The following is a 23203-nucleotide window of genomic DNA, read 5'->3' as shown; positions in this document are numbered from 1 at the left end:
GCGGGGCTTTTCATTGGCCATCGAATCAGGCGTGAGGCTTGTGCTCTTCGACTGTTTCCAGGGCTTTTGGCGCGTGCTCGATCACTTCTTCGGCAGGCTGCGAGTTTTCCTCGGTAGCCGCTTCGTTGTGAACGACAGGGGCCGCAGGGGCCTGTTCCGCCTCGACAACCACCGGCGCCGGTTCGGCAGCAACGGCAGCTTCCTCGGCAGGAGCAGCAGCGGCGGCAGCCAGTTCGGCAGCCTTGCGTGCTTCTTCCTCGCGCTTGCGACGGCGTACTTCACGTGGGTCGTTCGGTGCGCGGCCATTGCTGGTCAGGACCACCGCTGGGGCTTCCACCGCAACCGGAGCCGCTTCTTCAGCGACCACTGGTGTGGCTTCGACAACCGGAGCGGGCTCAGGCTGAGCGACGACCGCAGGTTCCACGGCAGCAGGCTCGGCAACCACGGGCTCGGCAACCGGCGCTTCGACGGCGGCAGGTTCGGCAGCCCACTGGAAGGTGGCCTGGATTTCCTGAGCAGGTTCGGCAGCCTTCTCGACGACCGCTGCTTCAACTGCCGGTGCTTCAGCCGGGGCAGCCTCGACAGTCGGGGCTTCGGCGGCTGGAGCTTGCACGACTGGAGCCTCGACCGCCGGCTCAGGCGCGACGAACACCGGCAGCTCGGCGGCAGCGGTTTCGATCGGTGCTTCAGCTACCGGCGCAGCTTCGCGAACCTCGGCGACTTCCACTTCCGGTGCGGCGATCACCTCAACCGGGGTGGTCGCTTCAACGGCAGGCGCTTCAGCGGTCGGGGTTTCCAGGGTGGCGGCGGTGGCACGTTCAGCCTGCTGATGCGCTTCGGCTTCGGCGTTGGCGCTGATCGCGCTGCTGGCAACGGCGGCGGTCACGGCCAGGCCGGCAGCCAGTTCGGCGCCGCTGGCTTCGGCCTGCTGGCCTTCGCCGGCTTCATCCGAGCCTTCGATCACGTTGCCGTTGGCATCGCGCTGACGTTCACGACGGTTGCTGCGACGACGCTGGCCACGGGAGCGACGACGTGGACGCTCGCCACCTTCGGCGTTGTCCTGGCCATCTTCCAGTTGCTCTTCGCCCTGCAGGGCTTCTTCCTCGCTGGCCGCGGCAGCCTGTTCGGCGCGTGGCTGACGCTCTTCACGCGGTGGGCGTGGCTGGCGTTCCTCACGTGGCGCACGGGCTGGACGTTCCTCGGCGACTACCGCGGCAGCGGCAGCAGCGGCTACGGCACCGACGGCCGGGGTGGCATCCAGCGGCTCGCGCAGTTCGCGTACACGTTCCTCGCGCTCGCCGCGTGGCTTGCGCTCTTCACGTGGGGCACGCGGCGCGCGTTCCTCGCGTGGTGGGCGCGGTGCACGTTCTTCGCGGGCGGCTGGCACGTCGTCACGGGTTTCACGCAGTTCGCGCGGGGCGCGCTCCTCGCGTGGCGCACGCTCCTCACGTGGGGCGCGCTCTTCACGCGGCTCGCGTGGTGCCCGTTCTTCACGAGGTGCACGTTCTTCGCGCGGCTTGCGGTCTTCGTCGCGGCGGCCGTTGCGGTTGCGGCTCTGCTGACGGCCGTTGCGGCGCTCTTCGTTGCGCGCCGGGCGTTCGGCGACAGGCTTCTCGACCACCACCGGCGCGGCCGGTTCTTCCTTGCCGGCGAACAGGCTGACCAGCGACTTCACCAGGCCCTTGAACAGGCTTGGTTCCGGGGCTGGAGCCGGAGCCGGAGCGGCGGCAACCGGGGCGGCCACTTCGGTCGGCACCGGTGCATTGGCGCGGGCCGGGGCGGTCTTGACCGCAGCTTCCTGGCGAACCAGGGTGCGGGTCGCGGCCGCCGGCTGGGCTTCTTCCGCTTCGGCGGCGGCGGCAGCGATCTCGTAGCTGGACTGGTTGTTGGTGGCGTCCGGGTTGTCGTCACGCAGACGTTGCACTTCGAAGTGCGGCGTCTCCAGGTGATCGTTCGGCAGGATCACGATGCGGGCGCGGGTGCGCAGTTCGATCTTGGTGATCGAGTTGCGTTTTTCGTTGAGCAGGAATGCGGCAACCGGGATCGGCACCTGGGCGCGGACTTCGGCGGTGCGGTCCTTCAGGGCCTCTTCCTCGATCAGGCGCAGGATTGCCAGGGACAGCGACTCGACGTCACGGATGATGCCGGTGCCGCTGCAGCGTGGGCAGACGATGCCGCTGCTCTCGCCCAGGGATGGGCGCAGACGCTGACGGGACATTTCCAGCAGGCCGAAGCGCGAGATGCGGCCGACCTGAACGCGGGCACGGTCGGCTTCCAGGCATTCGCGGACCTTTTCTTCCACGGCGCGCTGGTTCTTGGCCGGGGTCATGTCGATGAAGTCGATCACGATCAGGCCGCCGATGTCGCGCAGACGCAGTTGGCGGGCGATTTCTTCAGCGGCTTCCAGGTTGGTCTGCAGCGCGGTCTCTTCGATGTCGCTGCCTTTGGTGGCGCGCGCCGAGTTGATGTCGATGGACACCAGGGCCTCGGTCGGGTCGATCACGATGGAACCGCCGGACGGCAGCTCGACGACGCGCTGGAAGGCGGTCTCGATCTGGCTTTCGATCTGGAAGCGGTTGAACAGCGGTACGCTGTCTTCGTACAGCTTGATCTTGCTGGCGTACTGCGGCATCACCTGGCGGATGAAGGTCAGGGCTTCGTCCTGGGCTTCGACGCTGTCGATCAGCACTTCGCCGATGTCCTGGCGCAGGTAGTCGCGGATCGCGCGGATGATCACGTTGCTTTCCTGGTAGATCAGGAAAGGTGCGGAACGATCCTGGGAGGCTTCCTTGATCGCGGTCCACAGTTGCAGCAGGTAGTCGAGGTCCCACTGCATTTCTTCGCTGCTGCGGCCCAGGCCGGCAGTGCGGACGATCAGGCCCATGTCGGCCGGGGCGACCAGGCCGTTCAGCGCCTCGCGCAGTTCGTTGCGCTCTTCGCCTTCGATGCGGCGGGAGATGCCGCCGGCACGCGGGTTGTTCGGCATCAGCACCAGGTAGCGACCGGCGAGGCTGATGAAGGTGGTCAGGGCGGCGCCCTTGTTGCCACGTTCTTCCTTCTCGACCTGGACGATGACTTCCTGGCCTTCGCTCAGGACTTCCTTGATGTTGACGCGGCCTTCGGGTGCCTTCTTGAAGTACTCGCGGGAGATTTCCTTGAGGGGCAGGAAGCCGTGGCGCTCGGAGCCGAAGTCGACGAAAGCGGCCTCGAGGCTGGGCTCGATACGGGTGATCCGGCCTTTATAGATGTTGGCCTTCTTCTGTTCGCGCGCACCGGACTCGATATCCAGGTCGTAGAGGCGTTGGCCGTCTACCAGCGCAACACGCAACTCTTCGGGTTGAGTTGCGTTAATCAGCATTCTTTTCATGTAGTACCGTCGGTTTCCGGGCTGCCGGAAACGGCGTTCGGCACACACGACTTCTCACGGTCGGTGTCAGGTGCGTCATGGAGTGGCGGGCCATTCCAGTGTCTAGCGAGATTTCGGCCTACTAGTACTAGTGGCGAAGTCGCGACCGACGCTTCCTGCTTGCTGTGGTGGCATAAGCCCCGCTTTAAGCAAAACTGAGTCAGGAGGAGGAATCAACCGCGGGTGTGGACGATATGAAGCGTCTTGAACAAGCCTAATGCTACACAGTCCGACGGTTGTGCATCTCCACCCTACACGTATCCCTGATAATTCGGGTGCTGCCGCGCGCAGAATCCGCAGCGGGTTGCATTTACCGTGAACGCCGAAAGGGCAGTTCACGCATCATGGCTAATTAGGCGTTGTTTCCGACGCCTTCGCTGTCGGTGGGTCCTGCGACTGACTGCACTTTGTGAACTGTCCGTGAATATCGGCTCGGGAGACGAGTGGTTACTCAGTTTCCCGGCTCGCTTCAGGCCTCATGTCACCTGCGCTTGTTACAATCGCGAACCTGCCAAATGTAGCGAAAGCCCCGTAGGACGGCCTCGCGTCCTGATGAATTGCGTGGGTCAGGGTCGGCTGTTTGCCGTTGTTCCGCTGCCCGGCCGCTTTTGGCGGCGTTCGCGACTATAGCAGCAATGATTAAGTGCTTCAATTCCATAAAAAATTGTTATCATCCGCGACATGACGACGACTACCCCCCCGACCTCTGGCGTTCAACTGCTCGAGGTTTCGCCGGAATTTGCCGGCCAACGCATCGACAATTTTCTCCTGGCCCGGCTCAAAGGCGTACCCAAGACCTTGATTTACCGCATCTTGCGCAAAGGCGAAGTGCGAGTGAACAAGGGGCGGATCAAGCCCGAGTACAAGCTGCAGGCAGGCGATATCGTTCGTGTGCCTCCCGTGCGCGTTCCCGAGCGCGACGAACCCGTGCCTGTCGCCCAGGGGCTGCTGCAGCGCCTGGAGGACTCGATCGTGTATGAGGACAAGGCGCTCATCGTGATCAACAAACCGGCGGGTATCGCCGTGCATGGTGGCAGCGGCCTGAGTTTCGGCGTGATCGAAGCCTTTCGTCAGTTGCGTCCCGAAGCCAAGGAGCTGGAGCTTGTGCACCGCCTGGATCGCGACACCTCCGGGCTGCTGATGATCGCCAAGAAGCGCAGCATGCTGCGCCATCTGCACGAGGCGTTGCGCGGCGATGGCGTCGACAAGCGCTACATGGCGCTGGTGCGTGGTCACTGGGCAACCTCGGTCAAGCAGGTGCGGGCTCCGTTGCTCAAGAGCAACCTGCGCTCCGGCGAGCGCATGGTGGAGGTCAACGACGAGGGCAAGGATGCGCTGACGGTGTTCAAGGTGCTGCGTCGTTTCAACGACTTCGCCACCCTGGTCGAAGCCAAGCCGGTGACCGGTCGCACCCACCAGATTCGGGTGCACACCCTGCATGCCGGCCACTGCATCGCCGGCGACAGCAAGTACGGGGATGACGACTTCACCCGGGAAATCCGTGAACTGGGCGGCAAACGCCTGTTTCTGCATGCCTACATGCTGACAGTGCCGCTGCCTGATGGCGGCGAGCTGAAGCTGCAGGCGCCGGTGGATGAAATGTGGGCCAGGACCGTGGAGCGCTTGAGTGCGGGCTGATTACAAACTGCTGATTTTCGACTGGGACGGCACCTTGGCCGATTCCATTGGTCGGATCGTCGAGGCGATGGGCGCGGCGGCAGGGCGCTCCGGTTTTCCACTGCGGGACGAGCGGGCGGTCAAGGGTATTATCGGTCTGGGCCTTCCAGAGGCGATTCGCACCCTTTATCCAGAAATCTCCGACGAAGAGCTGGTAGTTTTTCGTCAACACTACGCCGATAGCTACATCGCCCTGGAAGCGGTACCTTCGCCACTGTTCCCGGGCGTGGTCGAGTCCATGGCGGCGTTCCGCGAGGCCGGCTACCAATTGGCGGTGGCCACTGGCAAGGCTCGTCGCGGGTTGGACCGGGTGTTGAAGGCCCATGGTTGGCTGGATTATTTCGATATCACCCGGGCCGCCGACGAAACCGCGAGCAAGCCGCATCCGCTGATGCTTGAGGAGATTCTAGCCCATTGCGGCGTGCCGGCGTCCCAGGCGCTGATGGTCGGTGACTCGGCCTTTGACCTGCAGATGGCCCGCAATGCCGGCATGGACAGCGTGGCGGTGGGTTACGGTGCCTTGTCCCTGGATGAGTTGCAGGTGTTCGAACCGCGCCTGGCGATCGACAGTTTTCCTGAGTTGCATGCCTGGTTGAATGGCCAGGCCAATTGAGTCTACTGGGGTGAGCACATATGGCTGATGAATGGAATGCACCGTCCAAGGCGAATGCCGACGGCGAAGATAAAAGCTGGAAGCTGCTGGAGCGTACGCTTCAGGCCGGCATCACCGAGCAGCGTCGGGCCCGGCGTTGGGGGATCTTCTTCAAGCTGCTGGCCTTTGTCTACGTGGGAACCGTGTTGGTGATGCTCTCGCCCCTGGTCGATGTGGAAAAGAGCGCCAGTCGTGGCGCTCACTACACCGCGTTGATCGAGGTGCGCGGCATGATCGCGGACAAGGAGTCGGCCAGCGCCGACAATATCGTCGGCAGCCTGCGTACGGCCTTCGAGGATCCCAAGGTCAAGGGCATCATCCTGCGTATCAACAGCCCGGGCGGCAGTCCGGTGCAGTCGGGCTATGTCTATGACGAGATCCGTCGCCTGCGTGGCCTGCATCAGAATACCAAGGTCTATGCGGTGATCTCCGATCTCGGTGCGTCGGGCGCCTATTACATTGCCAGTGCGGCCGACGAAATCTATGCCGACAAGGCCAGCCTGGTCGGTTCCATCGGTGTGACGGCGGCGGGCTACGGATTCGTCGGTACCATGGAGAAGCTCGGCGTGGAGCGTCGCGCCTACTCCTCGGGTGAGCACAAGTCGTTCCTCGATCCGTTCCAGCCACAGAAGGCGGATGAGACCCGCTTCTGGCAGGGCGTGCTGGACACCACCCACAACCAGTTCATTGCCAGCGTGAAGAAGGGCCGGGGTGACCGCCTCAAGGACAAGGAGCATCCGGAGCTGTTCTCCGGGCTGGTCTGGTCCGGCGAGCAGGCGTTGTCGCTGGGGCTGATCGACGGCCTGGGCAGTGCCAGTTCGGTGGCACGGGACGTGATCGGCGAGAAGAAGCTGGTGGACTTCACTGTTCAGGAGTCGCCGCTCGACCGCTTCTCGAAAAAGCTCGGGGCGAGCGTGGCTGAACACCTGGCCATGTGGATGGGTTTCCAGGGGCCGACCCTGCGCTGACAGCCTCTGCGTACGCCCACCGTCATCCTGCGGTGGGCGTGTCCCGGGGTCAGGGAATCTCGACGCCCTCGGCCAGCAACATATCCACCAGGCGGATCAGCGGCAGGCCGATCAGGCTGGTGGCATCCGTCCCTTCGGTGCTCTGGAACAGGCTCACGCCCAGGCCTTCGGCCTTGAAGCTGCCAGCGCAGTCGTAGGGCTGTTCGGCGCGCAGGTAGCGTTCGATGCGCTGTTCGTCGAGCTGGCGCATGTGCACGGTAAAGGCCACGCAATCGACCTGGCAGCGGCCGCTCTGGTTGTTGAGCAGCGCCAGGCCGGTGAGGAAGCTCACCCGGGCACCGCTGGCGGCCAGCAACTGTTCCCGGGCCGTTTCGAAACGGTGGGGCTTGCCGAGGATGCGCCCGTCGAGCACCGCGACCTGGTCCGAGCCGATGATCAGGTGCCGCGGGTGGCTGGCGGACAGGGCTCGCGCCTTCTGTTCGGCCAGGCGCCGTACCAGCGCTTCGGCAGGCTCGCCCGGCTGGTGGCTTTCGTCGATATCGGGCGAGCTGCACGTGAAGGGCAGGCGCAGGCGGTCGAGCAATTCCCGGCGGTAGACCGAGCTTGAGGCGAGTAACAACGGCAGCATGCGCTTCTCCTGAAGGTGGTCGGCGATTCTATCCACAGGCGAAGCCGACGGACAGGGCTGAATTTCCTTTGACATGGGCGGGTGCATCCCTATAATGCTGCGCCTATGTTGAATGACCCGATTCCACCTCACGTTGACCCGCGCAAATTGGCTGATCGCGGCACCACCCTCCAGGGTGAGCTGCTGCTGGCCGATTTGGAGAGACTCTGCGACCCGCTTTCCGACACAGTCGGTACGGTGCAGGCCAAATTCGTTTTTGAACGAGATGAACGTAAGTCTGTGGTTATCCACAGCTTTATTGACACCGAAGTCAAGATGGTTTGCCAGCGTTGTCTTGAGCTGGTCACCCTGCCGATTCACAGTGAATGCAGTTATGCTGTGGTGAAGGAGGGTGCGAATACCCAGTCGTTGCCGAAAGGTTATGACGTGCTGGAACTGGGCGAAGATCCTTTGGATCTGCAGGCATTGATCGAGGAAGAGCTTCTGCTCGCCTTGCCCATTGTGCCTGCTCATCATCCGGAAGAATGCCAGCAGCCGGCGGGGCTCGACGAGCCCGAACCAGCCGAGGACGAGGTAACGCGGTCCAACCCGTTCAGTGTATTGGCGCAGTTAAAGCGTGACCCAAACGTTTAGGAGTTAATCAATTATGGCTGTTCAGCAGAACAAAAAATCCCGCTCTGCCCGTGACATGCGTCGTTCGCACGATGCCCTCGAGGCCAACGCTCTGTCCGTGGAAAAGACCACCGGTGAAGTTCACCTGCGTCACCACGTTTCGCCAGAAGGCGTATACCGTGGTCGTAAAGTGATCGACAAGGGCGCTGACGAGTAAATCTTGTCCGCTCAGATCATCGCGATCGACGCAATGGGCGGGGACTTCGGTCCCCGCAACATTGTCCAGGCCAGTGTTGCCTGCCTTTCTACTACACCCTCGCTGCACCTGACCCTCGTCGGTCAACCCTCCCTCCTGGAAGAATTGATTGCTGGCTATCCGGCCGTTGATCGTGCGCGCCTGAATATCGTCCCGGCGAGCGAAGTCGTCACCATGGATGACCGTCCGTCCCAGGCCTTGCGGGGCAAGCCGGACTCGTCGATGCGGGTGGCCTTGCAATTGCTGCACGATGACCGCGTCCATGCGGTGGTCAGCGCCGGCAATACCGGGGCGCTGATGGCCCTGTCGCGCCATGTGCTCAAGACCCTGCCGGGCATCGATCGGCCGGCGATGGTCGCGGCGATTCCGACCCAACGGGGCTACTGCCAGTTGCTCGACCTGGGGGCGAATGTCGATTGCACCGCCGAAAACCTGTTCCAGTTCGCCGTGATGGGCTCGGTGGCCGCCGAGGCCCTGGGCGTAGTGCGCCCGCGGGTGGCACTGTTGAACGTCGGTACCGAGGACATCAAGGGCAACCAGCAGGTCAAGCTGGCGGCGGGGCTGCTGCAGCAGGCGCGCGGCTTGAACTACGTCGGTTTCATCGAGGGTGACGGCTTGTATCGTGGCGAGGCCGACGTGGTAGTCTGCGACGGTTTTGTCGGCAACATCCTGCTCAAGTCCAGCGAAGGGCTGGCGACCATGATCGCCGCACGCGTCGAGGCGCTGTTCCGGCGCAACCTGGCGTCGCGGCTGGTCGGTGCCCTGGCCTTGCCGTTGCTCAGCCGGCTGCGGGCCGATCTGGCGCCGGCGCGGCACAACGGTGCGAGCTTCCTCGGTCTGCAGGGGATCGTGGTCAAGAGCCATGGCTCGGCCGGCGTGCAGGGTTTGCAGAGCGCAATCCAGCGGGCGCTGATCGAGATCCAGGAAAACCTTCCCGAACGCCTGCATGGGCGTCTGGAGGACCTGTTGCTTTAGGCGTTTTGCCCGGCAGGCGCTTACAATGTGACCGCCCGGTTCAATGGGCCATCCAACTGACAGTTTATTGCGTTTCCGTTCGTTGTATTCCGACGGAACGCCAACTCTCCGACGATAAGATCATTAGGGGCTCGTTTCATGTCTACCTCCCTCGCATTCGTCTTTCCAGGGCAGGGCTCGCAGTCCCTCGGCATGCTGGCCGAGCTGGGCGCACAGTACCCGCTGATCCTGGAAACCTTCGCCGAGGCCTCCCAGGCTCTGGGCTATGACCTCTGGGCACTGACCCAGCAAGGTCCGGAAGAACTGCTGAACCAGACCGACAAGACCCAGCCGGCGATCCTCACCGCCTCGGTCGCCCTGTGGCGCCTGTGGCTGGCCGAAGGTGGTCGGCGTCCGGCCTACGTTGCCGGTCACAGCCTGGGTGAATACAGCGCACTGGTTGCCGCCGGCAGCCTGAGCCTGGCCGACGCCGTTCGCCTGGTCGAGCGTCGTGGCCAACTGATGCAAGAGGCCGTACCGGCCGGTCAGGGTGCCATGGCGGCGATCCTCGGCCTGGAAGATGCCGATGTCGTGGCGGCCTGTGCCGACTCCGCCCAGGGCGAAGTGGTCAGCGCGGTCAACTTCAACTCGCCGGGCCAGGTGGTGATCGCCGGTGCCAAGGCCGCCGTCGAGCGCGCCATGGAGGCCTGCAAGGCCAAGGGCGCCAAGCGCGCCCTGCCGCTGCCGGTGAGCGTGCCGTCGCACTGCGAACTGATGCGTCCGGCTGCCGAGCGTTTCGCCGAATCCGTTGCCGCCATCGACTGGCAGGCACCACAGATCCCGCTGGTGCAGAACGTCAGCGCCAGCGTTGCCGCCGACCTTGACAGCCTCAAGCGCGACCTGCTGGAACAGCTCTACAAGCCGGTACGCTGGGTCGAGTGCGTGCAGTACCTGGCGGCCCAGGGCGCGACCGAACTGGTCGAGTGCGGTCCTGGCAAGGTCCTGGCCGGCCTGAACAAGCGTTGCGCCGACGGCGTCAACACGTCCAACCTGAATACCCCGGATGCCTTCGCCGCCACGCGCGCGGCGCAGGCCTGAATTAGGAGAAGCCTGCATGAGTCTGCAAGGTAAAGTTGCACTGGTCACCGGCGCCAGCCGTGGTATCGGCCAAGCCATCGCCCTCGAGCTGGGTCGCCTGGGCGCCGTGGTGATCGGCACCGCGACGTCCGCCTCGGGTGCCGAGCGCATTGCCGCGACCCTCAAGGAGCACGGCATCCAGGGCACCGGCCTGGAACTCAACGTCACCAGCGACGAGTCGGTCGCTGCCGTCCTGGCGAGCATCACCGAGCAGTTCGGTGCGCCGGCCGTACTGGTCAACAACGCCGGCATCACCCGCGACAACCTGATGATGCGCATGAAGGACGATGAGTGGTACGACGTGGTCGATACCAACCTCAACAGTCTGTACCGCCTGTCCAAGGGCGTTCTGCGCGGCATGACCAAGGCGCGTTGGGGCCGAATCATCAATATCGGCTCGGTAGTGGGTGCCATGGGCAACGCAGGCCAAGTAAACTATGCGGCAGCCAAGGCAGGCCTCGAAGGTTTCAGCCGCGCACTCGCGCGTGAGGTCGGCTCGCGGTCGATTACGGTAAACTCGGTGGCGCCAGGCTTCATCGACACCGACATGACCCGCGAACTGCCGGAAGCACAGCGCGAAGCCCTGTTGACGCAGATTCCGCTGGGCCGTCTGGGCCAGGCTCAGGAGATCGCGCAAGTGGTCGCTTTCCTGGCTTCGGAGGGTGCGGCATACGTGACCGGAGCTACAATTCCGGTGAACGGCGGGATGTACATGTAATTCAAATGTGACGGATTGCTTCAAAAAAATGTCATACCAGCTGTCTAAAATCCGTTATAAAGCTGCAACTTATTGACGGGCAGGGGGACACGGCGGGGTGAAGGCGCAAGCTTTCGGTTGAAAAGCTGAAAAGCCTTTCTATACACTTACCCACCGGCCAGCTGCCTGAATTTTTCCATTAGGAGTGAAAACAAGGTATGAGCACCATCGAAGAACGCGTCAAGAAAATCGTTGCCGAGCAACTGGGTGTGAAGGAAGAAGAAGTCAAGAACGAATCTTCCTTCGTTGAAGACCTGGGTGCCGACTCCCTTGACACCGTTGAGCTGGTGATGGCTCTGGAAGAGGAATTCGAGACCGAAATCCCTGACGAAGAAGCTGAAAAAATCACCACCGTACAAGCTGCTATCGATTACATCAACGCCAACCAGGCGTAATAGTTTGTAATCTTTGCCTGCTGTCATGGAAAAACCGCACTGCCATCATGGCGTGCGGTTTTTTCTTTAGGTGAGGCAAACTGGTCAACAGGAAAAAGGAGAGTGCTGTGTCGCGTAGACGCGTCGTAGTCACCGGTATGGGGATGTTGTCGCCATTGGGTACGGATGTTCCGAGTACCTGGCAGGGCATTCTGGCTGGCCGTAGTGGCATTGGTCTGATCGAACACACAGACCTTTCTGCCTATACCACCCGTTTTGGTGGCTCGGTAAAAGGCTTCAATGTCGAAGAATACTTGTCGGCCAAAGAAGCCCGCAAACTCGACTTGTTCATTCAATACGGCCTGGCAGCCGGTTTTCAGGCGATCCGCGACGCGGGCCTGGAAGTCACCGACGCCAACCGTGAACGTATCGGCGTGGCCATGGGCTCGGGTATTGGCGGTCTGACCAATATCGAGGAAACCAGCCGCACCCTGCATGATTCCGGGCCGCGGCGCATTTCGCCGTTCTTCGTGCCTGGCTCGATCATCAACATGATTTCCGGCTTCCTGTCCATCCACCTGGGTGCGCAGGGACCGAACTACGCCATCTCCACCGCCTGCACCACCGGTACCCACTGTATCGGCATGGCGGCGCGCAACATCGCCTACGGCGAAGCCGACGTGATGATCGCCGGCGGTGCGGAAATGGCCGCTTGCGGCCTCGGCATGGGCGGCTTCGGCGCTTCGCGCGCGCTGTCGACCCGCAACGACGAGCCGACTCGCGCCAGCCGTCCTTGGGACAAGGGCCGTGATGGCTTCGTACTGTCCGACGGTGCCGGTGCCCTGGTGCTCGAAGAGCTGGAGCATGCCAAGGCACGTGGTGCGACGATCTACGCCGAACTGATCGGCTTCGGCATGAGCGGCGACGCCTACCACATGACCTCGCCACCCGCCGATGGCGCCGGCGCGGCACGTTGCATCGCCAACGCCCTGCGTGATGCCGGGATCACCCCGGACCAGGTGCAGTACATCAACGCCCACGGTACGTCGACCCCGGCCGGTGACATCGCCGAAGTCGAGGCGATCAAGACCGTGTTCGGCGAGCATGCCCACAAGCTGGCGGTCAGCTCGACCAAGTCGATGACCGGTCACCTGCTGGGTGCCGCCGGTGCGATCGAGGCGATCTTCAGCGTCCTGGCCATCGCCGACCAGGTGGCGCCGCCGACCATCAACCTCGACGAGCCGGACGAAGGCTGTGACCTCGACTTCGTGCCTCACGAAGCACGGCGCATGCCGATCGACGTGGTGCTGTCCAACTCCTTCGGGTTCGGTGGCACCAACGGTTCGCTGGTGTTCCGTCGGTTCGCCGAGTGATGCAGAGCTGGGTCGACGGTCAGCCGGCTGATTCGTTGCCGCTCAAGGACCGCGGCCTGGCCTATGGCGATGGTCTGTTCGAGACCATCGCCGTCAGGGGCGGGCGCCCGCTGCTGCTCGAACGGCACCTGCAGCGCCTGGCCGACGGCTGCCGCCGACTGGGTTTCGCCGCCAATCAGGCAGTGATTCGCAGCGAACTGCTGGTCTACAGCGCCGCACTGGGCGAGGGTGTGCTCAAGCTGATCCTCACCCGCGGCGACAGCCTGCGTGGTTATGCCGCGGCGGCCGATGCGCAGCCGCGGCGCATCCTGCAAGGCAGCCCGCTGCCGACTTATCCACCGGCCCTGCAGAACCTGGGGATCCGTCTCTTTCCCTGCACCACCCGTTTGTCCGAGCAGCCGTTGCTGGCCGGTCTCAAGCACCTCAACCGGCTGGAACAGGTCATTGCCCGTAGCGAATGGCAGGATGGCGAGCATGCCGAAGGGCTGATGCTCGATGCTGCCGGGCGGGTGATCGAGGGCGTGTTCAGCAACCTGTTCCTGGTCAGCGATGGCGTGCTGCGCACGGCCGATCTGAGCCGTTGCGGCGTGGCCGGGGTGATGCGTGCCGAATTGCTGGACCAGGCCCGGGACCTGGGGATCCCTGTGGATATTTCGGACATCAGCATGGAGCAACTCCGGCAAGCTGATGAGGTCTTTCTCTGTAACAGCGTTTACGGCGTCTGGCCGGTTCGCGCCTTGGCCGATCTGAGCTGGTCGGTAGGGCCGCTCACCCGTAAACTGCAAGGCATTGCCCGCGCGCTATTGGAAGTTTGAATTGAGACGTAAATTCTTGTTGCTGCTGCAGACGGGTCTGGTGCTGGCGGGATTGCTGCTGGGCGTATCGGCCTGGAAGATCCACTCCGCGCTGGAGCAGACTCTCGACCTGAAGCAGGAGCAACTGCTCGACGTGCCGACCGGTGCGACCCCAACCGGTACCTTCAACCGCATGGAGGCCGAGGGTACCCTGCACGATGCCTTCTGGCTGCGCCTGTACTGGCGCTTCAACATGGCCGGGGTGCAGTTGCACAGCGGCGAATATCGCCTCACTCCAGGCATGGATGTCCGCACCCTGCTGGGCCTCTGGCAGCGTGGCGAAGTGGTGCAGTACAGCCTGACCCTGGTCGAAGGCTGGAACTTCCACCAGGTACGCAGTGCGCTGGCCAAGCAGGAAAAACTCCAGCAGACCCTGGCTGGCCTCAGCGACAGCGAGGTCATGGCCAAACTTGGACATAAGGATGTGTTCCCGGAGGGGCGTTTCTTCCCGGACACCTATCGTTTCGTACGCGGGATGACCGATGCCGAGCTGCTGGAAAAGGCCTACGATCGCCTGCAGAGTGTCCTGGCCCAGGAATGGGAAAAGCGTTCGACCGATGCGCCTTACACCGAACCCTACCAGGCGCTGATCATGGCGTCGCTGGTGGAGAAGGAGACCGGCGTACCCCAGGAACGCGGGCAGATCGCCGGTGTCTTCGTCCGCCGGCTGCAGCTCGGCATGCTGCTGCAGACCGATCCGACGGTGATCTACGGTCTGGGTGAGCGCTATACCGGCAAATTGACCCGTGCCCATCTGCGCGAGGCCAACCCCTACAACACCTACCTCAACGTCGGCCTGCCGCCGACGCCGATCGCTATGGTTGGTCGCGAGGCGATCCATGCCGCATTGAACCCGGTGGAGGGCAAGAGCCTGTACTTCGTCGCCCGCGGTGATGGCAGTCACGTCTTCTCCGATGACCTGGACGCCCATAACAACGCGGTGCGCGAGTTCCAGCTCAAGCGCCGGGCTGACTATCGCTCCAGTCCGGCGCCGTCTCCGGCTGCGGGGGCTACGGTGAATCCGGCGCCGGGCGCTGAAGCCAAGCCTGCTGCACCGGCCCAGGATGCCGCCGAACCTGAGGCAAAACCGGCCACTGCTCCGGCAGAAGTGCCGCCTGCTGGTGATACCGAGGCAAAAGGCGGCCAGTAACCCGGCTTAGTCTCCGGGGGCCGGCCGGTTCTGCTGGCTGCGGGCGCCCCTCGGCAATCGGCAACTCAACGGTTCGTGGCATCAGCCCAGCTATTCGTCGATCATATCGGCCGCTTGCTGCGTCGTCTGGCTGGTCCGGGTGGCCAGCTTGCGAACTTCATCGGCGACCACCTCGATATCCCACAGCCCGTCATGGGCATGCCGACCAGGCCCCGCTGTCGAACGCTGACGCTCCCGACAGGGTTTGCCAGGCCAACGGGCCGGCAGCGATTTCCTCTGCACTCAGCAGGCAGTTGTCGAGCTCGCGCTGCAGCCGGTGGGTATCGAGATCCTGGCCGATGAAGACCAACTCCTGTCGGCAGTCGCCGACAACGCTGTCCCACTTGGTCATGATGCTCTGCATCCGATAGTCGTCCCGGGGCCATTGCGAAGGCTCGATGAAATTCCACCAGCGGCCGACATAGTCCCACTGGAATTGCCTGCCGCTTTGAACCAGCAATCCGGTTTCCAGGTATCGGCTGGCGAGCCAGAAGTAACCCTTGCAGCGCAACAGTTGCCCGTTGCTCCAGGGGCGGGAGAGAAAGTCGAGCAGGCGTTGGGGGTGAAAAGGGGCACGCTCGCGGTACACCCAGGAGGTCACGCCATAGGTTTGCGACTCGGAGGACGGGGTGTCCGTGTCCTCCATCTTCCTCATCCAGCCCGGTGATGTGGCAAGGCTGGGCAAGTCAAACAGCCGGGTACCGAGAATGCTGGATAACTCGACGTTACCGTGAGCGATCGGCACGATCCGGGCGCTCGGATTAAGACCAGTGAGGATGGCATGCACGGCCTGGTAACCCGGTTCATCGAGCAGGTCCAGCTTGTTGACGAGAATGACGTTGGCGTACTCCACCTGTTCGATCAGAAGATCCGCCAGATGGCGCTTGGGCGCCTGTTCATTCGCGTCGTTGCGGGCAATGCTGTCGGGTGACTCGAGCAACGCCTGGAAACGGCTGCCATCGACCACCGTCACCAGGGTATCCAGCCGTGCCAGTTCACTGAGGCTGAAGCCCTTGTCGTCAAGAAAGGCGAATGTTTCCGCGACCGGCATCGGCTCAGAGATACCCGTGGACTCGATGAGCAGGTAATCGAAGCGCTGCTGACGCGCCAGGCCGCTGATCTGCTCCAGCAGGTCGGCGCGCAGCGTGCAGCAGATGCAGCCGTTGCTCATCTCGATCAACTCATCGCTACCCCGGTGCAGCGACACTTCGCGCTGCACCTCTTCGGCATCGATGTTGACTTCGCTCATATCATTGACGATAACCGCCACTTTCAGGCCTTCGCGGTTGCGCAGGACATGGTTGAGCACGGTGGTTTTGCCGGCGCCGAGGAAACCCGAAAACACCGTTACCGGAAGTCGGCCCGCCTGGGCGCCGTCAATCATGCGCTCACCGCTTGCGGGTGGGGAGCCTTGTCCAGGTAGCTTTCGAAAAGATCGACCACCACGAAACCATCGTCCGCGGCATCTCCCCACAGGTCTTTCACGCGAAACTCGACGTGATAGGTCGGCTGATGCACTGCATTCAAATCGCCATGGCCAATCGAGTCCGGGAACGGCCACATTTGCGAAGTCCGGTGCAGGACCACGCCTTCCTTGCCACGCACGTAGGCTGGCATGCGGATATGCCCCGCCACGTGCTCGTCCCGGACCACCACCCGGTCGCCTGCTTCGAAGGGTGGCCGACCGGTGATCGCCGGGCGTCCCTTGGCCTGGGCGGGGTTCGCCAGCTTGAAGTGAGACCCCAGGGCCTGATCAAGCTCCGCCTGGGTGATGACACCTGTTTCGACCAACAGCGTGGCGGTAGCGATGACATAGCGTTCGTAGTACTGGGTGCCGACATGCTGGCGGACATCCAGGCGTTCGACGGCATGACGTACCTCGTCCACGCTGAATTTTTTCAAGTGATCGACGCCGATGAACATCAGGCTGTAGGCCAGGTGCTCCCAGTCCTGCTTGAACACGGGCTTGTAGCTCAGACTGTTGATTGCATGGGGGACTTTGCCAAAGCCCTGGAAGCCGCCGAGATCGTGGAAACCATCCATCGTGAATACCTCTGAAAAGTGAAGGAAACAAAGCGTCCCGGCTACGCCACGCGCGGCAGCGCCACGCCGATCAGGACATCCTTGGTGACCAGTTTTCGAAGTGCCTCTTCATCCATGGACTCGCTGCCCCGAGGCCGGACCGGCAACACCAGGTAGCGACTTTCAGCCGTGGTATCCCAGACCTTGACGGTGACCTCGTCCGGCAGGTCCGTACCCAGTTCCCGCAGGACGGTGCGTCCTTCTCGAACCAGGCGGGCACGGAATTCGAAGCCCTTGTACCACTCCGGTGGCAAGCCGAGGACGGGCCAATTGGTGCAGGAGCACAGGCTGCACACGATCACGTTTTTCAGCGTGGGCGTGTCCTGCAGGGCAACGATGTATTCGCCCTGAGGGCCGGTGTAGCCGAACTGGGCGCATGCGGCGGTGCCGTCCCTGAGCAGCCATTCACGAAATTGCGGGTCCACCCAGGCCTTGGCCACGACCCGGGCGCCATTTTCCGGGCTCCATTGGTGTGCCATCAGTTGGGTCATGTGTTCGATGTAACCGTCGGGGATCAGGTCCTTTTGCTTGAGCACTTGCAATAACGCATGGGCCCGCTCGCCCGGGGTCGAGGTGGTGCGTTCAGGTGAGTTCATCAATGGATTCCTCATCGTTGAGCTTCGAAGCAAACGCTTCACGGCTTTTATCGGTTTTTTGCGCTGCACGGGACGCGCCGGCTAACTGTTTTTCCAGTCGACCGACGCTTCGAACGCAGCGGCGGCCTGGTAAATCGTGCCTTCGGCATAGTGCTTGCCGACCAGCATGAGCCCGACCGGCAAACCCTCCACCCGGCCACAGGGAATTGACATGGCCGGGTGGCCGGTGATGTCCTGGGCCGAGGCATTGCCGATCATTTCCAGCGCCCGAGCCACGTATTCGGTGATCGAGCAACCCGGCTCCGGGTGTGGCTGGGCGAGGATCGGCACGGTAGGCATCACCAGCAGGTCGTAGCGGGCCAATGCCGCGTCATAGCCGGCACAGGCCAGGCGCCGGAGGTTTTGCGCCTTGGCGTAGAAGCGGCCGTTGTAGTGCTGAACGCCGTATTGCCCGACGAACATGCACAGCTTCAGGGATGCGGACAGATCATCCGCCTCATCGCGCCAGCCGACCTGCTTGTCCAGCAAGGGCAGGTCATACAGCCCCTTCCAGTTAAAACCGGCGCCGTTGCCATGCATCATCTGCATGGTCAGGCCCTCGCAGCCGATGGGGTGCCACAGCGAACCGGCGATCGTGTGCTCGGGAACGGAGACTTCCTCGACCTGTGCGCCGAGCCGCGCAAACTGTGCGATTGCACTGCGTACCGATGAGGCCACCCGTGGATCCAGGTTGGGCAGTTCAAAGCCTTCCTTCAGGATGCCGATCCTGAGTCCGTCCACGCCCCGCTCCAAATAATCGCTGTAGCGGTCGACCCGCGGCGCGGCCTGGCGAGGATCGAGCCCGTCCGCTCCCGCCATCACCTCCAGCATCAACGCGTTGTCGCGCACATTGGCGGTGATGGGGCCGGCATGGTCGATCGTCGACTCGATGGCCATGATTCCGGTGTAGGGCACCAGCCCATGGGTCGGCTTCATGCCGTAGGTGCCGCAGAACGCCGAAGGAATCCGGATGGACCCACCCTGATCACCGCCCACCGCCAGGTCGACTTCGCCCGCGGCCACCAGGACCGCGCTGCCGGAAGAGGAACCACCGGAAGAAAAACCCTGGCGGTGGGGGTTGTGCACCGGCGCTGGATCAGAGGTGTGGCTGCCGCCGGACAGGCAGTAGTGTTCGCATGTCGCCTTGCCGAGGATGGTTGCCCCGGCATCGAGCAATCGGCTGACGACAGTGGCGTCGAAGGAAGGGACGAAGCCTTCCAGTGGCTTGGCGCCATTCATCATGGGCACGCCGGCCAAGGAGATATTGTCCTTGAGGGCTACGGTCTTGCCCGCCAGCTTGCCCTCGCGGGCGCCGTTGACTTCGGTACGGAAATACCAGGCGTTGAACGGGTTGTGCTCAGCCGATGGACGATAGCCTGAACTGCGTTCGTAGCGTATCGGCGGGATGAAGTCGGGCAATTCGTCAATCAGGTCATAGGCGTCGAAGCTGGACTGCATGAGGGCCAGGTATTCACTGGCCTGCTCGCGGTCGAGCTGCATGTGCAGGCTGCTCGCGAGGTCCAATAGCTGCTCAAGGGTGGGGCGAACGATTGCCATGATGGGACTGTCCTTATCGTAAGTGGCCGAATGGCACTGCCTACTCGTCAAATGGGTGGGGCTGGTGCTCAAGATAGTCCCTATTCCCAGCCCCGGGCTTGGTTGAAAAAGACATCGACTTGGTCGAGCCGGACACCTGCGCGCCAGGACGGCAGGGGGCCGTGGTCGTTGTCCGGTGGGCGCCTGGGTCAAAACACGTGCGCGTAACGCAGGTTCATGCGCCAGTCTTCCCTGGCACCGTTGTCCACCGAGAGATCCTTGCCCAATTGCAGTTGGAGCTGGTCCGTGGGAGTGACGAACTGGGTGGCCGTCAGACGGAAGTTGGTGGTGCCCAACTCGTTATCCTGATTGACGTGCCCGACGCTCGTCTCACCGCCCCAGGTGCGCCCCAAGCCGATACCCAATGCGGTGGTGGCGTCTGGCATGTAACGCCCCATGATCTGTGCTGCGTAGGAAACGTCCTGCTTCAAGCGCACGGCATTCGCCCCATAGTCGGTGTTGTCGCCATACCAGGTGGCGCCGCCGACCAGGTCCACCGCCCATTTCTCCGTGAAGTGCTTGACGTAGGCACTCTGAAGCTCGAATTTCCAGCGGTTTTCGCCGATGTTGAGCGCGTCGTCCTTGTCATAGGTGCCCGTAGGGACATACAGGTAGGGGGCGATACTGAGGGTGTCGCGGGCCTCGTTGAGCCGCCACTTGACCGGCGCGGTCAGGATCAGGTCGCCAACGCCGCGGGTGCTGCCCAGCGCCGAGGCGTCACCTGCGCTGGAGACGTGTCCGAAAGGCAAAAGGAACTGCGGGTCGATGGTGACGGTGTCACTGAGCGCGTAGACATGCAGTAGACGCAGGATGCCGATGTCCGAACTCAACCTGAAATCAGAGCTGGCCTTGTGCCCGTTGGTGTAGGCCGAGTCCGTGGTGGCGTGCTGGTAATAAATTGCGCCAATGGTCGCGCCGACCGGGTATTGCTCGTAATCGCCAGGGGCCACTTCACCGGCATTCACCTGGAGCGCGGGTAACAGGGTGGAAAGTGTCAGCAGTCGGATCTTGTTCATCATTTATTCCTCGCACAGGGAGGCCGTGCCACCCGAGGAGAGTGGCAAGGAGGCTGAAATGGGGGGATGTAAACGCTGATGGACTTCAGGTGGCTGGCGGCAGCGCGTCGCGCAACATGCCGGTCTGCGAGTGACAGTTGATGTACTCGAATACCTGGCTCCTGGCGTCCGACACGGACACCTCGTGGTACAGCCGCAATTTTTTCAAACCTGCGGCCACGCGAAAGAACGTGACGAAAATACGCAGATGGGTAGGGTGCGATTCTGCCCAGCGCTCGAGTTTCTCGACCGAGCGCCAGTGACCGATGTTGTAGCTCAGGTCGAGAAAGTTGCCGTCCATATCGATGTTGCGCACGAACCGGTTGCTGTAGCAGCCCAGGGGGCCGCCGTTATCACGCAGGAAATCCATGCCGTCCTGCAGGGTCGGCAGAATTTCGTCGAGGTACAGCGAGCGCTCGTCTGCCTCGGCATCCGCCCAGTCCTGGCCGGAGCGGATCAGGGTGAGGTTGTCATGCCCCAGGACCACGACCCGACCACCTTTGGCGGGGTCCCCCGCGACCACTTGCAGCTCACTCGTGGGCTGCATCCAGTCCGTCTGGGAGAGCGGGAAGCGGTCGCGCATCGAGCCCCAGTAACCGTGTTCTTCGATCTCGCCACTGATCGCATCCATGACCGCGCCGACACCGGGCAGGTGGTCCTGGAAGGCATACAAGGTCTCGAACTGCTCGGCGCGCGGGGCGGTGATTTCGCGGAAGTAACCAAGGCCTTCGCCCAGCCGCTGCGGCGAATTCCACCAGTCATTCACCGAGGGTGAACGCAACCAGCGACAGTGGGCGGCAGGGTCTTTCCAGTATCCGACCACAATCAGGTTATCAAAGCCGCTGCTATCGGTGTGGTGGGTCAAGTCATGGGTCTGGGGGCCATCGACCAGGCTGAAACTGCCGACGATGTGACGCATCGCCTGCAACGCGGCCTCGCGCTGGGCGTCGCCGCGATATTGCACGCCGAGGTAGGCCATCACCACCTGTTCCAACTGCTCGCCAGCGCGTGCAACCCACATGGGAAAGGGTGGCTGGTACTCGTCGGGTACCCGGCGAGACAGGGTGCGTGGGCATTTGAGATGTTTGTCGATTGCAGATTCCATCTTGAGCTCCTCGTTATTTTCGTTCAGGCCTGCGGGGTTTCAGCGCTTGAGCGGCTGGTCGCGCTTGGCGATCTGCCGCCGGTGCAGCAGCTTCATGGCCCCCCATTCAATCAACCAGTAGGCCGACTCTTCAGGCGCGAGGTCGCGCATCTGCAGAAGCCAGGAGCAATCAGCCAGTCGTTGTGAACCGTGTCGATGCATGGCGTGCCTCGTCAGAAGGGTATGAGCTGCTGTGAGGTGGAAATTAGGCTGGACGGCGAGGGGACGCTTTGTTTGACGAGACAACCGTTTGGTTGGAAAAGACAAGGCTGAAAATGACCTTCCCATGGTCCGCATTGGTGCATCTGGCCCGACTGTGTGACCCGCCGTGCCTCCCGATGGGGAGGGCGGTGCAGGCAGCGGCACCGCAGCCAGGCGAACTTCGCGATGGAAGTTGCACGGCAGCGCACTGAGGGAGCTCCGCAACTGCCTGGCCTGTTAATTGCTATCGGTGGCTGAAGATTGGCTGCAAGTCAGAACTTCCCGCGCGCCTATTGCATCGTTGTCGAGGTCAGTGTCATGAACCCGAGCACTCAGTATTCGACCCTTGCCGTATCAGCACCCCGTCGCTTTGATTACTGGAAGGAAGTGGTGTGTCGCCATTGTCTGGCGGCAGATAGCAAACCCCTGTCCCAGAGCAGTTTTGATGGCCAGCTCGCAGTCAATGCCATCGGCGATCTGGACATCTTTTCGCTGTCTTCGCCGCTGCATTACTGGGAACGTTCCGAACGGCACCTGCGCAGCGGTCCGGCCGAGGATTTATGGTTGGGCTTCTCCCGCAATGGTCATGGACAAATCGAGCAGGGCGGAAGAAAAGCCAGCCTGGCCACCGGAAGTTTGTTTCTTTACGACGCAACCCAGGCGTTTCGATTCAGTTTGGGTGGTACCGAAAACCACCTGGTCCGTGTTCCTCGGGCCTTGTTGACCGAGCGTTTGCCACGGGTGGCCGATTACACCGCGATGGTCCTCGACGACCGGCGTCCCGGCGTCATTCCATTGCGTGAAATGTTGCGTCAGGTGGTGAGCGCACCGAGGTCGTTGGAGGATGAGCGCATCTCGAATCGTTATACAGGCGCATTGATTGACTTGCTGGTGATCAGCCTGGAACTTCAGGACCTGAAGACCACCCACCAGGAATTGGACCTCTACGGCCGCATCATGCAATACATCCGGCGGCACCTGACCGAGCCGGACCTGTCTATCGACGTCATCGCGCAAGCCCACAATGTATCCACCCGCACCGTTACGCGGGCGTTCGCGCGTCACCAGAAGTCCCCGGTCGCAGAAATCTGGAAAGAGCGCCTGAACGCGAGCCGTGAAGCGATCGAGCGCGGACAGGTGCGTACGGTGTCGCAAGCGGCGCTGGAGTTCGGGTTCTCTGATTTCTCCCATTTCAGCCATGCGTTTCGCAAGGCCTTTGGCGTGGCGCCCAATACGCTTTTGCAGCGCAACTGAGAGGATTCGCCCGAGGCCGCCCTTAGGGCCCGGGTAGCGCTCGACCGGCCAGGATCGAGCGCGGGTACACGGTATGGTCGCCGCTTTTACATCCTGAAGTACGAGCCATCGCCGGAGCCACGACGCAGGTGCGTTGTGTCGTCGCGACTTCTGCGTTAGCATGCCGGCCTTTCTTCCACCACGCAGCCAAGGAGACCATCATGCAAAACACCGCATCTTCCCTGGCAGAGCGCGCCCAAGCTTGAATTCCCCCGTGCCCGGCATCAGTGCCGCGTACGTCGAATGGCCTTCGGCCCCGGCTCTGCCCTAGCCAATTCATCTGTTGATTTCGTTTTACTGAACCGTCCGGTTCGGGACCGTATTGCGCCTGCGCGCTCGCCGCGCCAGGCCGTCGGCGTC

The 23203-nt window shown here is 62.6% G+C and carries 22 protein-coding genes; 13 read left to right on the top strand and 9 right to left on the bottom strand.

The features are described from left to right. Positions 1-25: 25 nt before the first annotated feature. A complete protein-coding gene (gene rne, locus PF66_RS13805) occupies positions 26-3367 on the bottom strand; it encodes a ribonuclease E (RefSeq protein ID WP_193394204.1) in 3342 nt (1113 codons plus the stop codon). 720 nt (positions 3368-4087) lie between these two features. Between rne and rluC the strand changes: the two genes are divergently transcribed. Genes rluC through sppA form a run of 3 tightly spaced genes read left to right on the top strand, consistent with a single transcriptional unit; the run spans position 4088 to position 6703 of the window. Beyond that, entirely contained in the window at positions 4088-5044 is a 957-nt protein-coding gene (rluC, locus tag PF66_RS13800; protein WP_054061148.1) for a 23S rRNA pseudouridine(955/2504/2580) synthase RluC, read from the top strand. Next, on the top strand, positions 5034-5696 hold the full coding sequence (locus tag PF66_RS13795; RefSeq protein WP_054063006.1) for an HAD-IA family hydrolase: 663 nt from the start codon (positions 5034-5036) through the stop codon (positions 5694-5696). The genes rluC and PF66_RS13795 overlap by 11 nt, the downstream gene beginning before the upstream one ends. 20 nt (positions 5697-5716) lie before the next feature. Continuing rightward, the gene (gene sppA, locus PF66_RS13790; RefSeq protein WP_054061150.1) at positions 5717-6703 is read left to right on the top strand and encodes a signal peptide peptidase SppA; all 987 of its coding nucleotides are present in this window, start codon (positions 5717-5719) and stop codon (positions 6701-6703) included. Between the two features lie 49 nt (positions 6704-6752). Here sppA and PF66_RS13785 read toward each other — a convergent pair whose 3' ends face one another. Next, positions 6753-7331, bottom strand: coding sequence for a Maf family protein (locus PF66_RS13785; protein WP_054063005.1), 579 nt, complete (start codon positions 7329-7331; stop codon positions 6753-6755). A gap of 105 nt (positions 7332-7436) precedes the next feature. Between PF66_RS13785 and PF66_RS13780 the strand changes: the two genes are divergently transcribed. From PF66_RS13780 to mltG, 9 genes are all read left to right on the top strand, one after another. After that, on the top strand, positions 7437-7964 hold the full coding sequence (locus tag PF66_RS13780; RefSeq protein WP_017905764.1) for a YceD family protein: 528 nt from the start codon (positions 7437-7439) through the stop codon (positions 7962-7964). A 13-nt stretch (positions 7965-7977) separates the two neighbouring features. Further along, on the top strand, positions 7978-8160 hold the full coding sequence (rpmF, locus tag PF66_RS13775) for a 50S ribosomal protein L32 (RefSeq protein WP_009406838.1): 183 nt from the start codon (positions 7978-7980) through the stop codon (positions 8158-8160). A gap of 3 nt (positions 8161-8163) precedes the next feature. Then, positions 8164-9174: a phosphate acyltransferase PlsX gene (plsX, locus tag PF66_RS13770; RefSeq protein WP_081006107.1), complete on the top strand. Its 1011-nt coding sequence runs from the start codon at positions 8164-8166 to the stop codon at positions 9172-9174. A 138-nt stretch (positions 9175-9312) separates the two neighbouring features. Continuing rightward, a complete protein-coding gene (gene fabD, locus PF66_RS13765; protein WP_054063004.1) occupies positions 9313-10251 on the top strand; it encodes an ACP S-malonyltransferase in 939 nt (312 codons plus the stop codon). A 16-nt stretch (positions 10252-10267) separates the two neighbouring features. Further along, entirely contained in the window at positions 10268-11008 is a 741-nt protein-coding gene (gene fabG, locus PF66_RS13760) for a 3-oxoacyl-ACP reductase FabG (RefSeq protein WP_010447167.1), read from the top strand. A gap of 197 nt (positions 11009-11205) precedes the next feature. After that, a complete protein-coding gene (gene acpP / locus PF66_RS13755; protein ID WP_017905760.1) occupies positions 11206-11442 on the top strand; it encodes an acyl carrier protein in 237 nt (78 codons plus the stop codon). Between the two features lie 107 nt (positions 11443-11549). Further along, the gene (fabF, locus tag PF66_RS13750; RefSeq protein WP_054061154.1) at positions 11550-12794 is read left to right on the top strand and encodes a beta-ketoacyl-ACP synthase II; all 1245 of its coding nucleotides are present in this window, start codon (positions 11550-11552) and stop codon (positions 12792-12794) included. Continuing rightward, positions 12794-13609 (top strand): aminodeoxychorismate lyase, encoded by an 816-nt coding sequence (gene pabC / locus PF66_RS13745; RefSeq protein WP_054063003.1) that lies wholly within the window; start codon positions 12794-12796, stop codon positions 13607-13609. Before fabF ends, pabC begins: the two co-directional genes overlap by 1 nt. 1 nt (position 13610) lies before the next feature. Next, the gene (gene mltG / locus PF66_RS13740) at positions 13611-14798 is read left to right on the top strand and encodes an endolytic transglycosylase MltG (protein WP_054063002.1); all 1188 of its coding nucleotides are present in this window, start codon (positions 13611-13613) and stop codon (positions 14796-14798) included. 190 nt (positions 14799-14988) lie between these two features. Here the strand turns inward: mltG and PF66_RS13735 are convergent, their stop codons facing one another. From PF66_RS13735 to PF66_RS33190, 7 genes are all read right to left on the bottom strand, one after another. After that, a complete protein-coding gene (locus tag PF66_RS13735; RefSeq protein ID WP_054063001.1) occupies positions 14989-16221 on the bottom strand; it encodes a GTP-binding protein in 1233 nt (410 codons plus the stop codon). Next, positions 16218-16880: a nitrile hydratase subunit beta gene (gene nthB, locus PF66_RS13730; protein WP_054063000.1), complete on the bottom strand. Its 663-nt coding sequence runs from the start codon at positions 16878-16880 to the stop codon at positions 16218-16220. Before nthB ends, PF66_RS13735 begins: the two co-directional genes overlap by 4 nt. A 41-nt stretch (positions 16881-16921) precedes the next feature. Beyond that, positions 16922-17515 (bottom strand): nitrile hydratase subunit alpha, encoded by a 594-nt coding sequence (nthA, locus tag PF66_RS13725; protein ID WP_054062999.1) that lies wholly within the window; start codon positions 17513-17515, stop codon positions 16922-16924. 81 nt (positions 17516-17596) lie between these two features. Continuing rightward, the gene (locus tag PF66_RS13720) at positions 17597-19111 is read right to left on the bottom strand and encodes an amidase (protein WP_054062998.1); all 1515 of its coding nucleotides are present in this window, start codon (positions 19109-19111) and stop codon (positions 17597-17599) included. Positions 19112-19299: 188 nt separating this feature from the next. Beyond that, positions 19300-20166 carry a transporter gene (locus tag PF66_RS13715; protein ID WP_054062997.1) on the bottom strand — a complete coding sequence of 289 codons (867 nt, stop codon included), beginning with the start codon at positions 20164-20166 and terminating at the stop codon, positions 19300-19302. A gap of 85 nt (positions 20167-20251) precedes the next feature. Continuing rightward, positions 20252-21310: a phenylacetaldoxime dehydratase family protein gene (locus tag PF66_RS13710; RefSeq protein WP_054062996.1), complete on the bottom strand. Its 1059-nt coding sequence runs from the start codon at positions 21308-21310 to the stop codon at positions 20252-20254. A 39-nt stretch (positions 21311-21349) separates the two neighbouring features. Beyond that, complete coding sequence (locus PF66_RS33190) at positions 21350-21511, bottom strand: hypothetical protein (RefSeq protein ID WP_193394203.1); 162 nt, start codon at positions 21509-21511, stop codon at positions 21350-21352. Positions 21512-21868: 357 nt separating this feature from the next. Here PF66_RS33190 and PF66_RS13705 point away from each other — a divergent pair, with 357 nt between their 5' ends. Next, positions 21869-22804, top strand: coding sequence for a helix-turn-helix domain-containing protein (locus PF66_RS13705; protein ID WP_054062995.1), 936 nt, complete (start codon positions 21869-21871; stop codon positions 22802-22804). Positions 22805-23203 lie beyond the last annotated feature (399 nt).

The organism is Pseudomonas asplenii (genome assembly GCF_001293465.1).
Taxonomy (GTDB): domain Bacteria; phylum Pseudomonadota; class Gammaproteobacteria; order Pseudomonadales; family Pseudomonadaceae; genus Aquipseudomonas; species Aquipseudomonas fuscovaginae_B.
The sequence above is the reverse complement of the archived record's forward strand: the minus strand, read 5'-3'. Positions and strand labels throughout refer to the sequence as shown.

Bases quoted from the DNA above. Each gene is read 5' to 3' on its own strand.
- rne (WP_193394204.1), bottom strand. From the start codon at position 3,367: ATGAAAAGAATGCTGATTAACGCAACTCAACCCGAAGAGTTGCGTGTT.
- fabG (WP_010447167.1), top strand. From the start codon at position 10,268: ATGAGTCTGCAAGGTAAAGTTGCACTGGTCACCGGCGCCAGCCGTGGT.
- PF66_RS33190 (WP_193394203.1), bottom strand. From the start codon at position 21,511: ATGCATCGACACGGTTCACAACGACTGGCTGATTGCTCCTGGCTTCTG.
- PF66_RS13705 (WP_054062995.1), top strand. From the start codon at position 21,869: ATGAACCCGAGCACTCAGTATTCGACCCTTGCCGTATCAGCACCCCGT.
- fabD (WP_054063004.1), top strand. From the start codon at position 9,313: ATGTCTACCTCCCTCGCATTCGTCTTTCCAGGGCAGGGCTCGCAGTCC.
- PF66_RS13780 (WP_017905764.1), top strand. From the start codon at position 7,437: ATGTTGAATGACCCGATTCCACCTCACGTTGACCCGCGCAAATTGGCT.
- sppA (WP_054061150.1), top strand. From the start codon at position 5,717: ATGGCTGATGAATGGAATGCACCGTCCAAGGCGAATGCCGACGGCGAA.
- PF66_RS13710 (WP_054062996.1), bottom strand. From the start codon at position 21,310: ATGGAATCTGCAATCGACAAACATCTCAAATGCCCACGCACCCTGTCT.
- rpmF (WP_009406838.1), top strand. From the start codon at position 7,978: ATGGCTGTTCAGCAGAACAAAAAATCCCGCTCTGCCCGTGACATGCGT.
- PF66_RS13785 (WP_054063005.1), bottom strand. From the start codon at position 7,331: ATGCTGCCGTTGTTACTCGCCTCAAGCTCGGTCTACCGCCGGGAATTG.
- PF66_RS13715 (WP_054062997.1), bottom strand. From the start codon at position 20,166: ATGAACAAGATCCGACTGCTGACACTTTCCACCCTGTTACCCGCGCTC.
- pabC (WP_054063003.1), top strand. From the start codon at position 12,794: ATGCAGAGCTGGGTCGACGGTCAGCCGGCTGATTCGTTGCCGCTCAAG.
- nthA (WP_054062999.1), bottom strand. From the start codon at position 17,515: ATGAACTCACCTGAACGCACCACCTCGACCCCGGGCGAGCGGGCCCAT.
- PF66_RS13735 (WP_054063001.1), bottom strand. From the start codon at position 16,221: ATGATTGACGGCGCCCAGGCGGGCCGACTTCCGGTAACGGTGTTTTCG.
- PF66_RS13720 (WP_054062998.1), bottom strand. From the start codon at position 19,111: ATGGCAATCGTTCGCCCCACCCTTGAGCAGCTATTGGACCTCGCGAGC.
- acpP (WP_017905760.1), top strand. From the start codon at position 11,206: ATGAGCACCATCGAAGAACGCGTCAAGAAAATCGTTGCCGAGCAACTG.
- nthB (WP_054063000.1), bottom strand. From the start codon at position 16,880: ATGGATGGTTTCCACGATCTCGGCGGCTTCCAGGGCTTTGGCAAAGTC.
- rluC (WP_054061148.1), top strand. From the start codon at position 4,088: ATGACGACGACTACCCCCCCGACCTCTGGCGTTCAACTGCTCGAGGTT.